Raw genomic sequence first — 17,350 nt, forward strand, 5'->3', positions numbered from 1 at the left:
AAGCATTTACCTTCCTGTTTTAAATCTTTAAACGATATGTCAAAGAGAATCGAACATGATTTCCTTGGTGAAATGGAAATCCCGCAGGATGTTTACTATGGTATCCAAACCATGAGAGCCCTTGAAAACTTTCATATCACTGGTATTCCCTTGAAGGTGGAACCTTTATTCGTACAGTCGCTGGGGTATGTAAAGAAAGCTGCAGCCATGGCCAATCGCGACTTGGGTGTACTGGACAAAAATATTGCTGAATATATTATTAAGGCGAGCGACCGTGTTATCAGCGGGGAGTTCAATGATCAGTTTCTGAGCGACCTGATTCAAGGTGGCGCGGGTACTTCCGTGAACATGAATGCCAACGAGGTGATCGCCAATGTGGCATTGGAAATGATGGGACATAAGAAAGGAGAGTATCAGTTCTGCCATCCCAACAACCATGTAAACTGCTCACAATCCACTAACGACGCATATCCTACGGCATTTCGTATTGCGTTGATGAATAAACTGACTGGTTATAAAGAAGAATTAGCATTATTGGCAGACGCGTTTGCCTCCAAAGGCGAGGAGTTCCGTAACGTGTTGAAAATGGGACGTACCCAACTGCAGGATGCTGTTCCTATGAGCTTGGGCGATGAATTCAAAGCTTTTGCTACTAACCTCGGAGAGGAATCACCAAGGGTAGAAGACAGTAAGCGTTTGATTTCTGAAATCAACATGGGCGCTACAGCCATTGGTACAGGCGTGAATGCACCTAAAGGTTATTCTGACCTGGTAACAAAATACCTGCGTGAAGTAACTGGCTTGGATCTCTCTCTGGCAGCGGATTTGATCGAGGCTACCTACGATGCCGGCGCTTATGTACAATTATCCGGTGTGCTGAAACGTACTGCCGTTAAAGTATCCAAAATCTGTAACGACTTAAGATTATTATCTTCTGGTCCGCGTACAGGTTTCAATGAAATCAATCTGCCCCCTATGCAGCCTGGATCTTCTATCATGCCAGGTAAGGTAAATCCGGTGATTCCAGAAGTAGTGAACCAAACTGCTTATTATGTAATTGGCGCTGACCTTACAGTTACGCTGGCTGCAGAAGCAGGACAGTTGCAGTTGAACGTGATGGAACCGGTACTGTCTTTCGCACTGTTTACTTCTATCTCTTATATGTCCAATGCATGTCGTACGCTGAGGGAAAAATGCGTGGTAGGTATTACTGCCAATGCAGAACATACCCGTCAGATGGTGATGAACAGTATTGGTATTGTTACGCAACTGAACCCGGTTATCGGTTATGAAAAATCCGCTGGTATTGCCCGTGAGGCCCTGGAAACAGGTAAATCCGTTCATGATATTGCGGTGAAAGAGAAACAATATATCTCCCAAGAAAAATGGGATGAGATATTCACTTTCGATAACCTGATCAGGCCTCAATTTATCAAATAACCAAACCCCGTTTAAGTATGTTACGTTCTTCTATTTTCGTTTATGGCTTACTGTTAGTCTGCACTGCGGTGCAGTTGCAGCCATTAGCATTGCAGGCACAAAAGAAAAGGAAACAACGGGCAGAAACAACGCAGACGACGGCTACCGCTACAACACCCGCACGTAATAAGAACTTGCCAAATATTGTAATTTTAGCTACCGGAGGTACTATTGCCGGCGCCGGCACATCCAGTGTCAGCGCCGGTTATACAGCCGGAAAGTTGCCTATTGAAGATTTACTGAATGCAGTTCCGGAAGCCAGGAAAGTGGCTAACCTGGAAGGAGAGCAGGTAGCTTCCGTGGGTAGTCAAGCGATGACCGACAGTGTATGGCTGAAGTTGGCCAAGCGGGTCAATCAGTTGTTGGAGCGGGGCGATGTAGATGGTATCGTTATCACGCATGGTACCGATACACAGGGAGAAACGGCATTTTTCTTGGACCTCACCGTTAAATCCAATAAGCCAGTGGTAATGGTAGGCGCGATGCGCTCTGCCACCGCCATTTCCGCCGATGGTCCCAAAAATCTCTATGATGCTGTTGTAATAGCTTCCAATAAATCTGCTGTTGGTAGAGGTGTGCTCGTAGCCATGAATGAAGAAATTTACTCCGGTAGGGAAGTGACCAAAATGAGCACTACCAGCACCGCTACTTTTAAAGCCCCCAATACCGGTCCTTTAGGTTATATTTATGACGGAAAAGTATCCTGGTATCATTCCGCGTTGCGTAAACATACCACGCAATCTGTGTTTGATGTAATGCATGTCAATGAATTACCGAAGGTGGATATCCTATATGGATATTCCAATCCTGATCCCACGTTAATGGATTGCCTGATAAATAATGGCACCAAGGGCATTATCATTGCAGGCGTAGGAAATGGTAATATTTATCCTACTGTAGAGAAGAAGGTGAAAGAGGCTACTGCCAAAGGAATCGTAGTGGTAAGAGCTTCCAGAGCGGTGAGTGGCCGTGTTACGCTGAATGGTGAAACAGACGATAAAGCGCTGGGCACTATTGTGTCTGATGACCTGAACCCTGAAAAAGCGCGCGTATTGCTGCAGTTGGCCCTGTTGAAAACTTCGAATTCCGCGCAGATACAGGATTATTTCTTTGAATACTAGTCCGTCGTTCCGTATCTAATTTTACCGTATATACTTGACAGTTATGATCTGGATTCAGTTTGCTATCCTGTTGGTGGCTATTTTGATTGGTGCGCGTATGAAGGGCATTGGTTTGGGTGTGATGGGTATGGTGGCCCTATTAATTTTCGTTTTTGTTTTCCGCATGCAACCAGCGGATCCACCGATTGATGTGATGCTGATTATCTTATCCGTAGTGACCACCGCCGCCACTTTACAAGCGGCTGGGGGCATGGATTTCCTCGTGCGCCTCGCAGAGAAAGTATTGCGAAGTAAACCTTCCTTAATAGTGCTGATTGGGCCGCTCACCACTTTCGTATTTTCTGTATTTGCAGGTACTGCCCATATCACTTATTCACTGCTGCCGATCATTGCAGAAGTGTCTACCAAAAAAAGAATACGCCCAGAAAGAGCCCTCAGTATCTCGGTGATTGCTTCTCACCTGGCGGTTACCGCTAGTCCTATCTCTGCTGCCACAGCGGCGTTGGTAGGGATTCTCGGTGGTGCCGTTACCTTACCAAAGGTGGTCATGGTGAGTATCCCGGCGGCATTAGTAGGCATCCTCGCAGGCGTAGCTGTGTGTTGGAAGAAGGGGAAAGACCTGGATAAAGATCCTGTCTTCCTAGAAAAAATGAAAGATCCGGAATTTGCACAAAGTATAGACTCGGATACCTCTACAGAAAGGGCGCCCTTATTGCCTGGCGCCAAAACATCTGTGGTTATTTTTGGATTGGCGGTGTTGATGATTGTGCTAGTAGGAGCCTTCCCTAATTTGCTGCCTTCCTTTGAGCCTGGGCATCCTAACTTGGCCATTAATAAACTGGGCAATATCAAGATGGCGGCTATGATTGAGCTGATCATGCTGGGCGCAGCGGCGGCTATTATGTTGATTTGTAAAACCTCCACTGCTGCTGTGGCGAAGGCTAGTCTCTTTACTGCCGGTGCTTCTGCGGTGATATCTATTTTCGGGGTGGTGTGGATGAGCGCTACCTTTATGCAAACCAATCAAGGACTGATAGAAGCCGCATTAGGCAACATGGTAAGGTCTGCCCCATGGACATTTGCTATCGCCATTTTCCTATTAAGTATTTTACTTTTCAGTCAGGCTGCCACTACACAGGCACTGATGCCTTTGGGGCTCTCTTTGGGCATTGTTCCGCCGCACTTGGTGGCGATGTTCCATGGTGCAAATGGCGACTTCGTACTTCCCGGATATCCCACACTGTTGGCGGCAATTAACTTTGACCGTACTGGCAGTACACATATTGGAAAATTCCTGGTAAATCACAGCTTTATGATACCCGGCCTCGTTGCGGTAGGCGTAGCCGTGGCCGCAGGCTTCTTTTTCGCGGGTATATTGCTGTAGCGCCATATTAAGTAAACCTTAATCTAACTACCATGTGTACACGTTACTGGCTATCGTGTGTACTATTGCTGTGCGTATTCACCGCGAAATCACAGCAGCAGGAACACCCCGACACTACTTACAAACCCCTGATTTCACTTCCCAAAACATTTCTGCTGGACAATATTGATCTGATTGCCAATATGCGTTTTACGGAGCGAAATGATTTTGTAAATAACGCTTATACGGGGTCCAGGTTTGTGAATGAGCAGTTTCGCCTGGAGATAAAAGGAAAAGTAACGAATAAGCTGTATTTCCGATTCCGTGACCGTTATACCACTAATCCGGTTACCCAGTCTGTTGATAACCTCAGCAGATCCACTGATATGGCGTATCTGCGCTTTGATCCAAATGAACACTGGAAGATATATGCCGGTAAAATGTCGGCAGATTGGGGAGGGTACGAGTTCGACGCTAACCCAATTGATATTTATGAGTATTCAGATATCATTGAGTTTGCGGATAACTTTCTCTCGGGGGCTGGTATGGGATACCTGCCCGACAAACACAATGAATTTACGGTACAATTGATGAACAGCAGAACCAGGACCTTCACAGAGTTATACGATACCATTCCCGGCATCTACGAATCCAAATTCCCATTTGCGGCTGTAGTCAACTGGCGCGGGAATTTCTGGGATGGAAAATTCCAGACTATTTGGTCCTCTAGTCTCTTCAAGGAAGCGACGCATCAGTTCATGACTTACTTCGCATTCGGAAACCAGTTGCAGCTAAAGAACGTCCGCTTCCAGTATGATTTTAAGTTGAGCCTTGAAAACCTGGACCGTAAGCTGATCGTAACAAATATTGTTAACAATGGTCATGCAAAGGAGGGCATAAAGTATATGAGCCATTGGATAAGCGCAGATGTGAAGATGAGTCGTATTGTACACCTGGCCTTTCAGGGCATGGTGGATTTTGCTTATTGGGACGGCAATCCAGACCCCAATGCCAACAAGAAACTACGCACTGCATGGGGATATGTTCCCGGTGTGGAGGTATATCCCCTGAAAGCCGTTAACCTGAAGGTATATGCCAATATGGTAGGAAGAGTGTATAGGTATACAGACTATGCTAAGGCGGCCTTCGGGAAATCCGATAATACTAATTTTCGGTTTTCTGTAGGTATTGTTACACCATTAACGGTATTATAATCGCCCGCTGAAATCTACTGCTTGTCGCCCCTGCCCTCTGGGCAGGGACGACAAGCAGTAGGAGCGTTTTGCCGCTATCAATTTTAAATTTATTGCGGCTTTGCATCTATTTCTTTGTGTTCTTTGCGAGAACTATAATTCTTGTTCCAGGTGACCTACGGTACCATCTTCGGCCATACCTTCTACTACCAGTCTGAATTTCTTAGTGAAATCGTTGTTATAGAATTCCACTTTGGCAGTATGGGTGAGTGTATCGATTGTTACGTTCGGGTTCCAGTAGAGTGTGAGGCGTTTATCAGGCAGTGCATGTACTTCTTTTTTCACGCTGTAATCGGGAGAATAGAATTGTTTCACTACGCTGTAACCTGCTTTCTTATAGAGCTCAAATCCACGAACACTAGGATCGTTGACAGGTTTGCTGTCGCCGCCTTTTTTCGTATATACAGCGATGGCGCCGTTAGCGCCGCCCATGCCCATAAACGGCGGACGGATCACTTTCACCATAGCGATATCTGTAACCGGCAAAGAAGCCAGCATAGAGATATCTGTCTGCATTTCGTTGAGGTATAAACCAGGTGCGCCACCGCGCCAGCTCAGTGAAGGATTATTGATATCCCCAGTGATCTGGAGGCCGGCTACTTTGGACTGCAGATACTGGAAGATGTTCATGGCGATGGGTGTTTCATTTGTCAGGTCGAAGGTCATGCCGTCTCCCCCAGCAAACAAGCCAGATACATATCTTTTCTCGGTAGTCTCAGCAGGTTTATCTTTTTTAGCATTTACATTTACTTCTTTCAGATAAACCATTTTATTGTTGATCGCTCTGTTAACTTTATTGCTTTCCGCCGCATTGGCGAGGAATGCCTTCAGTGCAGTATTATCAACTGATGGTGGCACGCGCAGTGGGAAAGGAAGTTTAATGAGAGATGGCTTCTCAAAGAAGTGATTGGTAAACTTCACGCTTACATCTTTGGACTTTTTGATATTATCATTGCCCTGGTAGTAAATGTAGGCAGTATCAGGGAAGATCATTCCGGAGATATGGAACTCTCCTTTATCGTCTACTGGCGCCTGTGCGAACATGCTGGAACTATCTGCAGGTACTTTGATGATCATATCAATCCGACCATTGGTGAGAGGGCGGCCGGTACCGGCGGTAGCTTTACCATCCATAGATAGCCCTTGTTCGTAAGGGAATTTTATCTGCGGATAATCATTGCTCAGGATTTTCTCCCAACTGAAACGCGTCCAGCCATTGGTGAGCATCACCATGTCAAGGGCCTGCAAGGTTGCCGTAGAATCGTTCCGGAAGTACCAAGCTGGATTATAAACAAATCCTTTGATATCGGAAGTCAGCAGCAGGTTGGAAACGATGTTGTTGGCATTTTTTGTTTCTACCGGCACCGCTTCTGCATCTGTAATGGCAACAGAGATACTAGTGCTGATGGTGTCTGGGAGTCTTAATACCAAAGAGTTTTTGGTACGTGGCTCGCGGTGCATATCAGATTCCAGTACGTCCATTTGTACCTGGTCATTTTTGTGGATGAATACCAGTCGTTGAGAGATTGGCAAGCCGCTCTTCGTAAAGAGGGTAAGCTGCAAAATGCCAGAAGGAATACTGTTTGTAGGGATGAAACCGCTAATGCGACCATCTGTTACATCCAGGTTAGCTTTATAAACCATCTGCTGATTCATCTGTGCGAGGATCAGCAGTTCGTTCATACTGGTATCGTTGTTAGGGCCGGCTACTGCCTGGTAGAAGATCCTGGCACCTTTGTTATAGACTTTCAGGGTTACACCTTTGGCCTGCGGAGCTGGGAGGGAAACGGTTTTCGTTTGTCCTTTCGCGCTCTTTACAGTGGCCTGATAGGTTTCTGCACCATCCGGGGTGAATTCGATGGTACCCATACCATCGTGAACAGATTTGATATTACCTACGGCTGCTCCTTTACTGTTTTTGACAGTTCCGGTTACTTCGATAGGGTAACCATTCTGGTCAATGGCTTTATAGGCCACTACGCCAGGTTGGCCGGCAATGAGGTTGCCACCTTCGGCGAAGAACTGTACGGAAAAGTCCTGTGCGAGGGAATCCGCAGCAAGTCCGCCTTTCTTCGCGGGATCAAAGATTTCTATTGTTTTGGTGAAGAAGAAAGCCGGGTCGAAGTTATTCATCCAAGCAGTATAGGCACGAATCTGGTACTGTCCTGGCTTTTGGGTTTCTGGCAGTTCGAATTCTCCGGGCGACATACCGCCACCACCTGCGAATAATTTCTTCTGAATAATATTGTTATCCTTGTCCAGTAGTTCTACGTACAGGTTTGTGGCATTAACAGAAGGAAGTCCTTGCAGGGTGATATATGCCCTGAACCAGATGGTTTCTCCAGCCGCATAGTAGTCTTTATCCATATGGAGATAGACTTTCTCCTGCGGGTAGCGGTGACTGAACTGCTCCAGTGCCTTAACAATTCTATCCGACCAGTCGGGCGGTGGCAGAAAAGCCACTGCAGATACAATTCCTGTCAGCAGCGCCAGTGGAAGTTTCCATTTCATGGTTATTAATTTATCTACAAATTACTAATTACTATTAATTGTCCTATAGGGGCCTTAAAAATAGCAATCTTCAAAAGATTAAAGTTATTATTGCGCGAAATACTGAAAAATTAACAAGAATTAATGAGTTCCAAACATAAACGACTGGTAGTGGCCGGAGGCGGAGCAGCCGGATTTTTTTGTGCCGTGAATGCAGCGCGGATGAATCCAGACCTAGAAGTATGGTTGCTGGAGAAAACGGGCAAGCTGCTCTCTAAGGTGAAAGTGAGTGGGGGCGGGAGATGTAATGTCACTCATAATGCGCCGGATATAACGTATATGTCTAAACGTTATCCGCGAGGAGGAAATTTTGTAAAGAAAGCATTCGGACATTTTTTTGTGCCGGATACGATCAGTTGGTATGGCGATAGAGGTGTGCAACTGAAGGCAGAAGCCGATGGGCGTATGTTCCCGGTGACAGATGATTCGCAGACAATTATAGATTGCCTGCTCCGGGAGGCGGACAAGTGTCTCGTTAATATCAAAACTAATACGGAAGTCTTATCGTTGGACCGGCAGCCTGATGGGCGTTGGAAGCTTTTATTGAATCAGGGCAATCCCATCGTGGCAGACTATGTATGTATAGCGGCTGGGGGCTATGCCCAGGCAGGGAAATTCCATTGGTTGGAAACAACAGGGCATAGTATTGTACCGCCAGCACCGAGTCTCTTTACATTCAACATGCCAGGCAATCCTATCACGGCCTTGATGGGCGTGGCTTCGGAGGCATCTGTGAAAATTGCTGGTACCAAATTACAACAACAGGGGCCGCTGTTGATTACCCATTGGGGTATGAGTGGTCCGGCTATCCTGCGTTTATCTGCATGGGGCGCCAGAGAATTGCAGGCTATGCAGTATACCTTTACCGCAGTGGTAAACTGGCTACCGAGCTATAATGAGAATAGTTTGCGGGAAGACTGGCAGTCTCTCCGACAGGAATTAGGCAAACAGAAAATACATACTCGTAATCCGTTTCAGTTGCCGCAAAGATTGTGGCAATTCCTGCTACAACAGGCGGGTATTGGCGAGGATTTGAGATGGGCAGACGTGGCTGCAAAAGACCAGAACCGGCTCATGAAGCTACTAGTGAGTATGGAATTTCCAGTGAAAGGTAAGACTACTTTTAAAGAGGAATTCGTGACCTGTGGCGGAATACAGCTTAGTGAAATAGATCCCAACACGATGGAGAGTAGGTTGGCCCCTGGATTATTTTTCGCAGGTGAAGTGATGGACGTGGATGGTATTACAGGCGGGTTTAACTTCCAACATGCATGGACCAGCGGTTTTATTGCCGCTAAAACTATTGCAGGCAAAGGGTAAGTTGTCTCCCTAAAGAAAAAAATAGAGCAATGAAGTGACGTCGCAGACATCACTTCATTGCTCTATTTTTTAACTGTTGAAAGATAGTATCCATGGTCGGTTGCAGGGTGAAAGTCGCCTGATTTGCGGCGATTTCCTTTTTTATATAACGTACACGGCTATCCGTTAAAGGATGCGTACTGATAAATTCCAAGTTTTGGTTTTGAGGATCGAGTTTTTGCAATGTTTGCATAAGGGATAGCATTCCCTCTTGATTCACATGGTTGTGACGCAAGGTAGCCAGGCCTACTATATCTGCCTCAGCTTCATTTTGACGAGAATAGCGCAGATTATTGAGCGATGCTGCGTTGGCATATAACTGATTGACGGCAGTACCACCGCCGCTGAACAGGAGATTAACGATTAGCATACTGCTCATATTACGGCAAAGGGTCCTCACGGAGTGCCGACAACTAACATGGGCTACCTCATGGGATAACAAAGCGGCCAGTTGTTCCGGGGTTTTTAGTTTTTTGAGTAAACCAGTGTACACCACAATATAACCGTCGGGAAGGGCATAAGCATTTTTGATGTCTTTGGATACCACTGTGAATGTGAGGGTATCCTCTGTATCCCATTGCATTTGTGCGGCGAATGCCGTCAGCAAGCGACTGGCAGCAGTATCCACCGGCTCGTTCATATTGCTGCGAGCCATTTCGCCGAGTTGTTTATCGATGGAATGGGGGAGTTTTTCGGCTGCGATATCTGCCCACCAGGGAAGCAGTATAAAATTGCCTAGGAGTGCCAGTGCTATGAGGATAAGCATGATGCCCAGGCTCCATTTAAGGCCGCCACGCTGCACCAGTTGATGGAGACGGGTGGTAGGTGACGGCTTATGAAATTGTAGGAAAAGTTTTACAAAGTCCGCGTTGTTCACTTCCAGGGTGCCAGGGTTATCGCCTGTATCTGTAATGCGAATGAAGTTGCGGTCTACCAATTCGGCTTCCAGCGCTGTATACAGCCAGTGTATCGGACGACCGTTGCCATCCGCTGCGGCTATACGCAGTAATAGTCCTTCCGGCAATACCTGAATGTTGACAGGAATCGCCTTGGCCACTTGGTGATTGTAAAACAGTCCTGTAAACATCGTTATTAGATAATGTTCAGATCAAATGCATCCGCGAAATCTTCGCCCATCGCATTTTTATACTCTTCTTCTGTTTGTTCCAGTTCATCCAATACGAGGTCGCCTTCAATATCCACATTCTCCATCAGGAAGGAAATGGTACGGGTTTGTACCCAAGCATAACCGAGACCTAAGGTGAAAAAGAACAGCAGCGCATTTACAATCAGTAAGCCCGCAAAAGCGCCACCAGAAGCAGTAGAGCGGAAATTGAACTCTTTACCATTATGCGTCAAACGTAGGTGATCGATATAATAACGGAAGATATCCGCTTGCCACCAGAAGGCATAGATGCCTAGGGTAACGATTGTCAGGAGATAGCCTTTGATATTCATGATGAAAAAGTCCCAGCCATCGCCTTCGTATTTAAATTCTCCGCTACCCATCCGGACATTGGAAATAACATAATTACGAATATTGATCACCATCCAAGAACCATAAATACCTATGGTGATGATGGTCAGTAACATTTCCTTGATGAAGAGTTTTATCAATTCGTTTCTGTTGCCGCGATAGCCGAAACGGATGCCTCTCCAGGTAGTTCTGGACCAGTGATAGCGGTTAGCGCCATGAATGGCCAGCGGAAATATTATAATGATTACTGCCAGGTATACTAAAATACCAATGAAAGGCACTTTTAACCAGGCGGTGATGCCAATGATAGCTCCCACAGCCAGGAAGATACCCATGACTTTCAGAAAGCCAATAAACATTTCCTTACCAGTACCATTCCAGGAAAAACGGGAACCTTCCAGTTCAGTGGAGGAGTACAGGAATTGTAAAGTTTTGGCTCTGGCCCATGGATAATACAATCCCAGGGTAACTACCGACAGTAGCATGTTCAGAATAAGGATACCAAAAAAGGTAGCACCAGTGCCTTTAAAACGCAGTGTAGGTTTGTTTACCGCAGGCCTTGGAGGAGGCGGTACGTACTGTTGTTGCATAGTGATAGGAATATGTGTGAATATAGATGAGTGCTAAATGTAGAATAAAAAGGCAATATAAAGAAAGCGCTTTGTTGTATAGCAGCAGGGGCGTTGGTTTGGGGTGTGTTATATTTATGTAACGGTTATCTAGTAGGGCCTGCAATGTTGATTTGCAGGCCCATCTAAGTATTAGAGTTTCAGGTAGTTGATACCTGGTTCATACTCTTCATCCAATGCTTTAATGAGTTTGTTGAAATCGTCCGGATTACGGAGGAAATCCATTTTTGTGGTATCTACCATCAGGGTGCGTACTGGGTGTTGTTTGATGTACTGCATGTACATATCATGCACATTCAGGAGGTAAGTATCTGGAATGGACTGTTCGTAGGAACGGTTCCGACGTTTGATATTTTGCTGCAACTGATTGACAGGCGCATTCAAGTAGATGAGCAGATCCGGCTGTACCAGTTGTGGATTGATGATATCAAACAATTTCTGGTAAAGAGAATATTCTTCTTCTGGCAGATTGATTTTTGCGAAGAGCAGGCTTTTGATAAACAAGTAGTCAGAGATGATGACATCGCTGAAGAGGTCTTGCGACTGGAGCATATCTTTCAGTTGTTTATAGCGTTCGGCCATAAAGAACAGTTCCAGCGGGAAGGCGTATTGTTGGGGACTTTTGTAAAACAGCGGTAGGAACGGATTGTCGGCAAATTCTTCCAGGATTAGTTTGGAAGAAAAGTGTTTGGCCAACATATTGGCCAGTGTGGTTTTGCCGGCACCGATGTTACCTTCTATTGTAATAAAATTATAGCGCATGAATCTTCGTTTAGAGTTTGTAAGCCGGCAGTTTGTCCGGGGAAGCGGCCAGCAGTTGGCTGACAGTTTGGTGCAGCACCGGGTGTTTGAATTCCGGAATGATTTCTTCCAATGGTGTAAGCACAAAGTTGCGCAGTTGCATGCGCGGATGTGGGATTTTTAGTTCTGGTAGGGAGATGACATCTGCATTAAAGAATATCATGTCTATATCGATCACCCGGGAGCCCCATTTCTCCTGGCGTACCCTGCCAATGATGCGTTCAATCTCTAGCAGGCATTGGAGCAGGGTAGGAGCATCCATTTCCGTTTGGACTTCCAGGCCCTGGTTAATATAATCCGGCTGATCTACTACACCCCATGGCGCTGTTTGGTACAGGGCAGATTTCTTTGTCACCTGGCCGGCTATTTCTCCGATCAGTTGAACGGCTTTTTCCAGGTTAAGTTTGGGATCTCCCAAATTGCCACCTATAAGTAATATTGCTGTATTCATGTATATTTCGAGCCCCAAAAGTAGCTATATTCCGTATTTTTGAAAAAATGTATCTTTCCATTCTGTTTCATTTAACTCTTTAACATGCGTTTCTTCAAAGTATTTTTCGCCGCTTTTCTGGCGCTGATCGTATTCACCGGGATAGGATTCATTATCCTATTGGTGATGATCGGCAGAGCTATTGCTCCAGAAAAAGTAACATTGTCCCCCAATAGTGTACTGGTTCTTGAAACTAGTCAAACTTACATGGAACAAGAATTGGTTAACCCCCTGGCAGCTTTCCTGGGCGATGGTGTCACCAATGTCCCTGGCCTATATCAGACCGTTCGCCTGATCGAAAATGCAGCGGATGATGATAACATTAAAGGTATTTACCTGAAAGTAAACGGCAACAAGAACGGATTTGCTACCAATGAAGAGATCCGCACCGCCCTGAAGAAATTTCGCCAATCCGGCAAATTCGTATATGCGTATGGGGAAGTCATGGGTCAGCAGGACTATTATCTCGCGACAGCGGCAGATAAAGTTTACCTCAACCCTAGAGGCGGCATTGATTTCAATGGATTCTCCAGCCAAATCATGTTCTTGAAAGGAACCTTAGACAGACTGGAAATCAAACCTGAAATATTCTACTGTGGTAAATTCAAAAGTGCTACAGAGCCACTGCGCGAAACCCAGATGACAGATGCGAACAAAGCCCAGACCACTCAGTTCCTGGGTGAGCTGTACGGCAACTTCCTCTCTGGTATTGCTGCCAGTCGTAAACTGGATACCGCCTCCTTACATCAATATGCCAATGAAGCCCTGATCCAGGAGCCTGGCGATGCCATGAAATACAAACTGGTAGACGGTTTGAAATATGATGATGAAGTGCAGGCTGAATTAAAGGGCCGCCTGAATATCAAAGGAGACGACAAAATCAATTATGTCACCCTCGCTAAGTACAATAGTGCCGCTAATATCAGCAATGGTAGCAGCGATAATAAAATTGCCTTGATCTATGCACAGGGAGATATTGTGAGCGGAGAGTCTGAAAGAGATAATACCATTGCGAGCGACAATTACATCCGTGATATTCGCAAAGCAAGAGAAGATAAGAATGTAAAAGCCATTGTATTCCGCATCAATTCCGGCGGAGGAAGCGCACTGGCCTCTGAAGTAATCTGGAGAGAACTGACCCTGGCCCGTAAATCCAAACCCATTATCGTTTCTATGGGAGATTATGCTGCATCTGGCGGATATTATATCTCCTGTATGGCCGACAGTATCTTCGCAGAACCTAATACCCTGACCGGTTCTATCGGCGTATTCGGGATTATGTTCAATATGCAGGACTTCTTCAAAAATAAGCTGGGCGTAACTTTCGATGGGGTTAAGACCGCGCAATATGCCGATCTGGGCTCTATGGGCCGTCCTATGAACGATGCCGAGAAAAAACTGATCCAGAACAGCGTAGATAGTACTTACTCCACCTTTAAAGGAAGGGTAATTGCTGGCAGAAAGCTGAACTCAGTGATTGTTGACAGTATTGCACAGGGGCACGTTTGGAGTGGTGTGCAGGCGGTTAAACTGGGACTGGTAGATCGTATTGGCGGTATTGAAGATGCGCTGGCATCTGCTGCTAAAATGGCCAAACTCAGCAACTATCGACTGGCAGAATATCCAGAAGTGAAACCTTCTATCAGCAGCGTCCTGAAGTCCGTGAGCGACAATGTTAGCACCCGGATGGTGAAAAAAGAACTGGGCGAATCTTATGACGTTTGGCAGCAGGTGAAACAAGTGAAAGAAATGCATGGTCAGATACAAACACGTATGCCTTTCGAATATAAAATTTATTGATATTAACCGACTTCGGTATATAATTGGGAATTACGCTGATAATTGATGCGTAATTCCCAATTCTTTTTATGTAGTTTTACGCGATTTTTTAAAACGCAGATCAGATGAATGGAGCTAAGTACAGTCAGTGGAGAGCAATGATGGCCATTACCAAGGGTAGTTTGAGGGCTACTTTCAGAAGTCCTTCTTCCGTGGTGTTCAGTTTGGCCTTTCCGCTGGTATTTATCCTCGTATTTGGATTTATCGGAAATAGTACCGTTTCTGTTAAAGTGGGCGTAGATCGCCATACCGACATCAATACCGAGTATTTTAGAAAGCTTTCTGCCAATAAGACCCTGAAGCTGATTACAGACGAGAGTGAGGCGGAAATGGCGGAAAACCTGAAGAAAGGGAACCTGGTGGCTATTATGAATATTGAGTATCAGCCCAACGCTGATTCAGTTAACCAGTACCGGATTCATGTCAAAACCTCCACCGCTACGGATGCCAATAAAAGAGGTATCCTGTTGGCAGCCTTGAAAGATGTTACTGGGCACCTGGATAGCCAGGCATTTCCTCGCCCTTCAGTAGCCACCATCGTACCGGAAGTTGTGCCTGGTCGTATTTATAAGACGATCGACTTTATTCTGCCAGGCCAGTTGGGTTTTGCCCTCATGAGTGGAGCTGTATTTACCACTGCTTTCCTCTTCTTTGGCTTAAGACAAACATTAGTATTAAAGCGATTCTTTGCGACGCCTATAACCCGCATGAACATTGTACTGGCGGAATCTTTCAGCAGAACGATCTTTCAGTTGATTAGTTCTGTTGTGATCATTGCACTGGGACATTTTGCCTTTGGGTTCACCCTTGTCAATGGATTTGTTACCTTCCTGGAAATGCTGGCCTTATCTGCATTTGGCCTGATTGTATTTCTTGGATTTGGGTTCATTGTGAGTGGGATCGCTAAGAATGAAAGTACTATTCCTTTATTTGCCAATATTATCACCATGCCACAATTCTTGCTGGCAGGTACCTTCTTTCCAATTGATTCATTCCCTGCTTGGTTACAACCCATCTGCCGACTGATGCCACTCACTTATCTGGCCGATGCGCTTCGCCAGGTGGCTTATGAAGGTAAGCACCTTTGGCATGTAGGGTTGGATATTGGCGTGCTGGCTATCTGGGGGGTGATCGTATATGTTGTAGCCGTTAAAGTATTCAGATGGGAGTAAGGCAAGCTTTTATTAGATTTGCTTAAATAAAACCCTTCTAATGCAAGCCTTTTTCATTATCCTGGGAGCATTGATCGTACTGATCCTTGGGCTGTTTATCTTTAGTCTTGTACTGTCTCCGACCGTCAAGGTAGAGCGCTCTTTGTTGATTCCAGGCACTGCCGGCACTATTTTTCCTTATGTGAACATTTTAAAGAATTGGGAGTTATGGTCTCCATGGAAGGAGCTAGATCCTGAGATGAAAATCACTTATGGTGAAAAGGATAGTGGCGCCGGCGCTGGATATAGCTGGGAAAGCAAGAGTCGCAATGTAGGTAAGGGCAGTATGGTGATCACCATTTCCAGGGAAGACCAGTACATTGCTACCGAAACAGATTTCATGAGTATGGGAATTGCCAAAGGTTATTTCCGTTTTGAGCCATCTATGGGTGGCACGCTTGTTACCTGGGGCATGGTGGCCAATATGGGGCAGCATCCAGTACGTAAGCTGATGGGTCTTATGATGGACAAATGGGTGGGTAATGATTTTGATAAAGGACTCCAAAACCTCTCCAAATTAGTAGCAAAACAATAGACAGATATGAGATTTATTAAATTGGGAATTATCAGCGTAGTCGTATTTGGCGGTCTGATATTCCTGGGTTCCCTGTTACTGCCTACCACCGCAGTGGTGGAGCGTACAGGCGTTATCCATGCCCCTATTGATACTATATATGCCCATATAGGGGATCTGAAAGCATGGGAGCCTTGGAATCCCTGGTTTAAGCCCGATTCTACGGCTACCCTCACCTTTTCCCAAACTACCATTGGTACAGGTGCCTGGTATAGCTGGGAGGGCCAGATAAGCAGCGGAAAAGTTATTATCATAGATAGCGATCCTCAGAAAGGGATTCACTATTCCATGGATATCAAAAATATGCGTCCTGTAGATGCCGGGATAGAATTGAAACCTACCGCCGATGGTAAGGGCACTGCTATTTTCTGGCATATGCAAACACACCTGGGTATGTTGCCTTGGTGGAAATTACGTGGTTTTATGGCAGATAAGGTATTTGGACCCACTATGGATCAAGGTTTGACTAAGCTTAGCCGGATCTGTGAAGGGAAGCAGTAGGTATTTGATGGAGTTATTTTGCCATTGGTCCAGATTAACAATCAGGAGTTCATATTAAGTTCTAAATTGATACATCCTCTTATTCTAACCAATAACTCAAATCAAGATGAAACAATTCATTATGGCAACTTTCTTTGTTGCAACAACTGCAATAGCATTCGGTCAGCAAAAAGAAAGAAAAAGCCCTCATGTCACCGCTGAAGGTAAAGATATAAAAGTAGTTTATGGCCAGCCTTCTAAAAAAGGCCGCGAAATCTTCGGTAAACTGGAACCATTCGGCAAAGTATGGCGTACCGGTGCTGATGAAGCTACTGAAATTACTTTCGACAAAGACGTCACTTTTGGCGGCAAAGCAGTGAAAAAAGGTACTTATACCCTGTTTTCTATTCCGGATACTAAAACCTGGACTGTTATCCTGAACGCCAAACTGGGTCAGTGGGGCGCTTATGATTATGATAAGGTAAAAGACCAGAACGTTGTAGAAGTGAAAGTACCACGTGAAGCTTTGAAAACACCTGTAGAGAAACTGACTTTCACCTTACCAGGTAATGCGGTGGTGTTTGAGTGGGATGATACCAAGGTATCTGTACCAGTGAAATAATTGCAATTAGAATTAATCAAAAGCCCTGAATTTACGTCGCAGACGTAAATTCAGGGCTTTTATCTTTTTCGTCGTCCTTGCCCGCCGGGCAGGAACGACAGA

The 17,350-nt window shown here is 45.5% G+C and carries 15 protein-coding genes; 10 read left to right on the forward strand and 5 right to left on the reverse strand.

Features of this window, described 5'->3' with window-relative positions:
• Positions 1-36 precede the first annotated feature (36 nt).
• From aspA to JO154_RS12855, 4 genes are read left to right on the forward strand one after another with little or no spacing between them, the layout of a single operon-like run.
• Positions 37-1,440: an aspartate ammonia-lyase gene (aspA, locus tag JO154_RS12840; protein WP_291946023.1), complete on the forward strand. Its 1,404-nt coding sequence runs from the start codon at positions 37-39 to the stop codon at positions 1,438-1,440.
• A gap of 17 nt (positions 1,441-1,457) precedes the next feature.
• Positions 1,458-2,600 carry a type II asparaginase gene (locus JO154_RS12845; protein ID WP_291946025.1) on the forward strand — a complete coding sequence of 381 codons (1,143 nt, stop codon included), beginning with the start codon at positions 1,458-1,460 and terminating at the stop codon, positions 2,598-2,600.
• 43 nt (positions 2,601-2,643) lie between these two features.
• Entirely contained in the window at positions 2,644-3,984 is a 1,341-nt protein-coding gene (locus tag JO154_RS12850) for an anaerobic C4-dicarboxylate transporter (protein ID WP_291946027.1), read from the forward strand.
• A 32-nt stretch (positions 3,985-4,016) separates the two neighbouring features.
• Positions 4,017-5,177 (forward strand): porin, encoded by a 1,161-nt coding sequence (locus JO154_RS12855; RefSeq protein WP_291946029.1) that lies wholly within the window; start codon positions 4,017-4,019, stop codon positions 5,175-5,177.
• Between the two features lie 132 nt (positions 5,178-5,309).
• Here the strand turns inward: JO154_RS12855 and JO154_RS12860 are convergent, their stop codons facing one another.
• Complete coding sequence (locus JO154_RS12860) at positions 5,310-7,727, reverse strand: MG2 domain-containing protein (RefSeq protein WP_291946031.1); 2,418 nt, start codon at positions 7,725-7,727, stop codon at positions 5,310-5,312.
• Positions 7,728-7,850: 123 nt separating this feature from the next.
• Between JO154_RS12860 and JO154_RS12865 the strand changes: the two genes are divergently transcribed.
• Positions 7,851-9,086, forward strand: coding sequence for an NAD(P)/FAD-dependent oxidoreductase (locus JO154_RS12865; RefSeq protein WP_291946033.1), 1,236 nt, complete (start codon positions 7,851-7,853; stop codon positions 9,084-9,086).
• A gap of 49 nt (positions 9,087-9,135) precedes the next feature.
• Here the strand turns inward: JO154_RS12865 and JO154_RS12870 are convergent, their stop codons facing one another.
• From JO154_RS12870 to folK, 4 genes are all read right to left on the reverse strand, one after another.
• Positions 9,136-10,212: a M48 family metallopeptidase gene (locus tag JO154_RS12870; RefSeq protein ID WP_291946035.1), complete on the reverse strand. Its 1,077-nt coding sequence runs from the start codon at positions 10,210-10,212 to the stop codon at positions 9,136-9,138.
• Positions 10,213-10,217: 5 nt separating this feature from the next.
• Positions 10,218-11,192, reverse strand: a complete 975-nt coding sequence (locus tag JO154_RS12875) for a DUF898 family protein (protein WP_291946037.1) — start codon at positions 11,190-11,192, stop codon at positions 10,218-10,220.
• Between the two features lie 171 nt (positions 11,193-11,363).
• Positions 11,364-11,993 (reverse strand): deoxynucleoside kinase, encoded by a 630-nt coding sequence (locus JO154_RS12880; protein ID WP_291946039.1) that lies wholly within the window; start codon positions 11,991-11,993, stop codon positions 11,364-11,366.
• A gap of 10 nt (positions 11,994-12,003) precedes the next feature.
• Positions 12,004-12,483, reverse strand: a complete 480-nt coding sequence (gene folK, locus JO154_RS12885) for a 2-amino-4-hydroxy-6-hydroxymethyldihydropteridine diphosphokinase (protein WP_291946041.1) — start codon at positions 12,481-12,483, stop codon at positions 12,004-12,006.
• A gap of 84 nt (positions 12,484-12,567) precedes the next feature.
• Between folK and sppA the strand changes: the two genes are divergently transcribed.
• The 5 genes from sppA to JO154_RS12910 all read left to right on the forward strand — a co-directional run bounded on the left by sppA (position 12,568) and on the right by JO154_RS12910 (position 17,248).
• Positions 12,568-14,322: a signal peptide peptidase SppA gene (sppA, locus tag JO154_RS12890; RefSeq protein WP_291946043.1), complete on the forward strand. Its 1,755-nt coding sequence runs from the start codon at positions 12,568-12,570 to the stop codon at positions 14,320-14,322.
• A gap of 104 nt (positions 14,323-14,426) precedes the next feature.
• Positions 14,427-15,533: an ABC transporter permease gene (locus JO154_RS12895; RefSeq protein ID WP_291946045.1), complete on the forward strand. Its 1,107-nt coding sequence runs from the start codon at positions 14,427-14,429 to the stop codon at positions 15,531-15,533.
• A 40-nt stretch (positions 15,534-15,573) separates the two neighbouring features.
• Positions 15,574-16,107 carry an SRPBCC family protein gene (locus JO154_RS12900; protein WP_291946047.1) on the forward strand — a complete coding sequence of 178 codons (534 nt, stop codon included), beginning with the start codon at positions 15,574-15,576 and terminating at the stop codon, positions 16,105-16,107.
• Between the two features lie 6 nt (positions 16,108-16,113).
• Positions 16,114-16,647, forward strand: coding sequence for an SRPBCC family protein (locus JO154_RS12905; protein WP_291946049.1), 534 nt, complete (start codon positions 16,114-16,116; stop codon positions 16,645-16,647).
• A gap of 106 nt (positions 16,648-16,753) precedes the next feature.
• Positions 16,754-17,248, forward strand: coding sequence for a DUF2911 domain-containing protein (locus tag JO154_RS12910; RefSeq protein WP_291946051.1), 495 nt, complete (start codon positions 16,754-16,756; stop codon positions 17,246-17,248).
• The last annotated feature ends 102 nt before the right edge of the window (positions 17,249-17,350 follow it).

Source organism: Chitinophaga sp. (genome assembly GCF_019236475.1).
Taxonomy (GTDB): domain Bacteria; phylum Bacteroidota; class Bacteroidia; order Chitinophagales; family Chitinophagaceae; genus Chitinophaga.

Bases quoted from the DNA above. Each gene is read 5' to 3' on its own strand.
- JO154_RS12910 (WP_291946051.1), top strand. From the start codon at position 16,754: ATGAAACAATTCATTATGGCAACTTTCTTTGTTGCAACAACTGCAATA.
- JO154_RS12895 (WP_291946045.1), top strand. From the start codon at position 14,427: ATGAATGGAGCTAAGTACAGTCAGTGGAGAGCAATGATGGCCATTACC.
- JO154_RS12865 (WP_291946033.1), top strand. From the start codon at position 7,851: ATGAGTTCCAAACATAAACGACTGGTAGTGGCCGGAGGCGGAGCAGCC.
- JO154_RS12875 (WP_291946037.1), bottom strand. From the start codon at position 11,192: ATGCAACAACAGTACGTACCGCCTCCTCCAAGGCCTGCGGTAAACAAA.
- JO154_RS12860 (WP_291946031.1), bottom strand. From the start codon at position 7,727: ATGAAATGGAAACTTCCACTGGCGCTGCTGACAGGAATTGTATCTGCA.
- JO154_RS12855 (WP_291946029.1), top strand. From the start codon at position 4,017: ATGTGTACACGTTACTGGCTATCGTGTGTACTATTGCTGTGCGTATTC.
- JO154_RS12870 (WP_291946035.1), bottom strand. From the start codon at position 10,212: ATGTTTACAGGACTGTTTTACAATCACCAAGTGGCCAAGGCGATTCCT.
- aspA (WP_291946023.1), top strand. From the start codon at position 37: ATGTCAAAGAGAATCGAACATGATTTCCTTGGTGAAATGGAAATCCCG.
- JO154_RS12845 (WP_291946025.1), top strand. From the start codon at position 1,458: ATGTTACGTTCTTCTATTTTCGTTTATGGCTTACTGTTAGTCTGCACT.
- JO154_RS12900 (WP_291946047.1), top strand. From the start codon at position 15,574: ATGCAAGCCTTTTTCATTATCCTGGGAGCATTGATCGTACTGATCCTT.
- JO154_RS12850 (WP_291946027.1), top strand. From the start codon at position 2,644: ATGATCTGGATTCAGTTTGCTATCCTGTTGGTGGCTATTTTGATTGGT.
- JO154_RS12905 (WP_291946049.1), top strand. From the start codon at position 16,114: ATGAGATTTATTAAATTGGGAATTATCAGCGTAGTCGTATTTGGCGGT.
- JO154_RS12880 (WP_291946039.1), bottom strand. From the start codon at position 11,993: ATGCGCTATAATTTTATTACAATAGAAGGTAACATCGGTGCCGGCAAA.
- sppA (WP_291946043.1), top strand. From the start codon at position 12,568: ATGCGTTTCTTCAAAGTATTTTTCGCCGCTTTTCTGGCGCTGATCGTA.
- folK (WP_291946041.1), bottom strand. From the start codon at position 12,483: ATGAATACAGCAATATTACTTATAGGTGGCAATTTGGGAGATCCCAAA.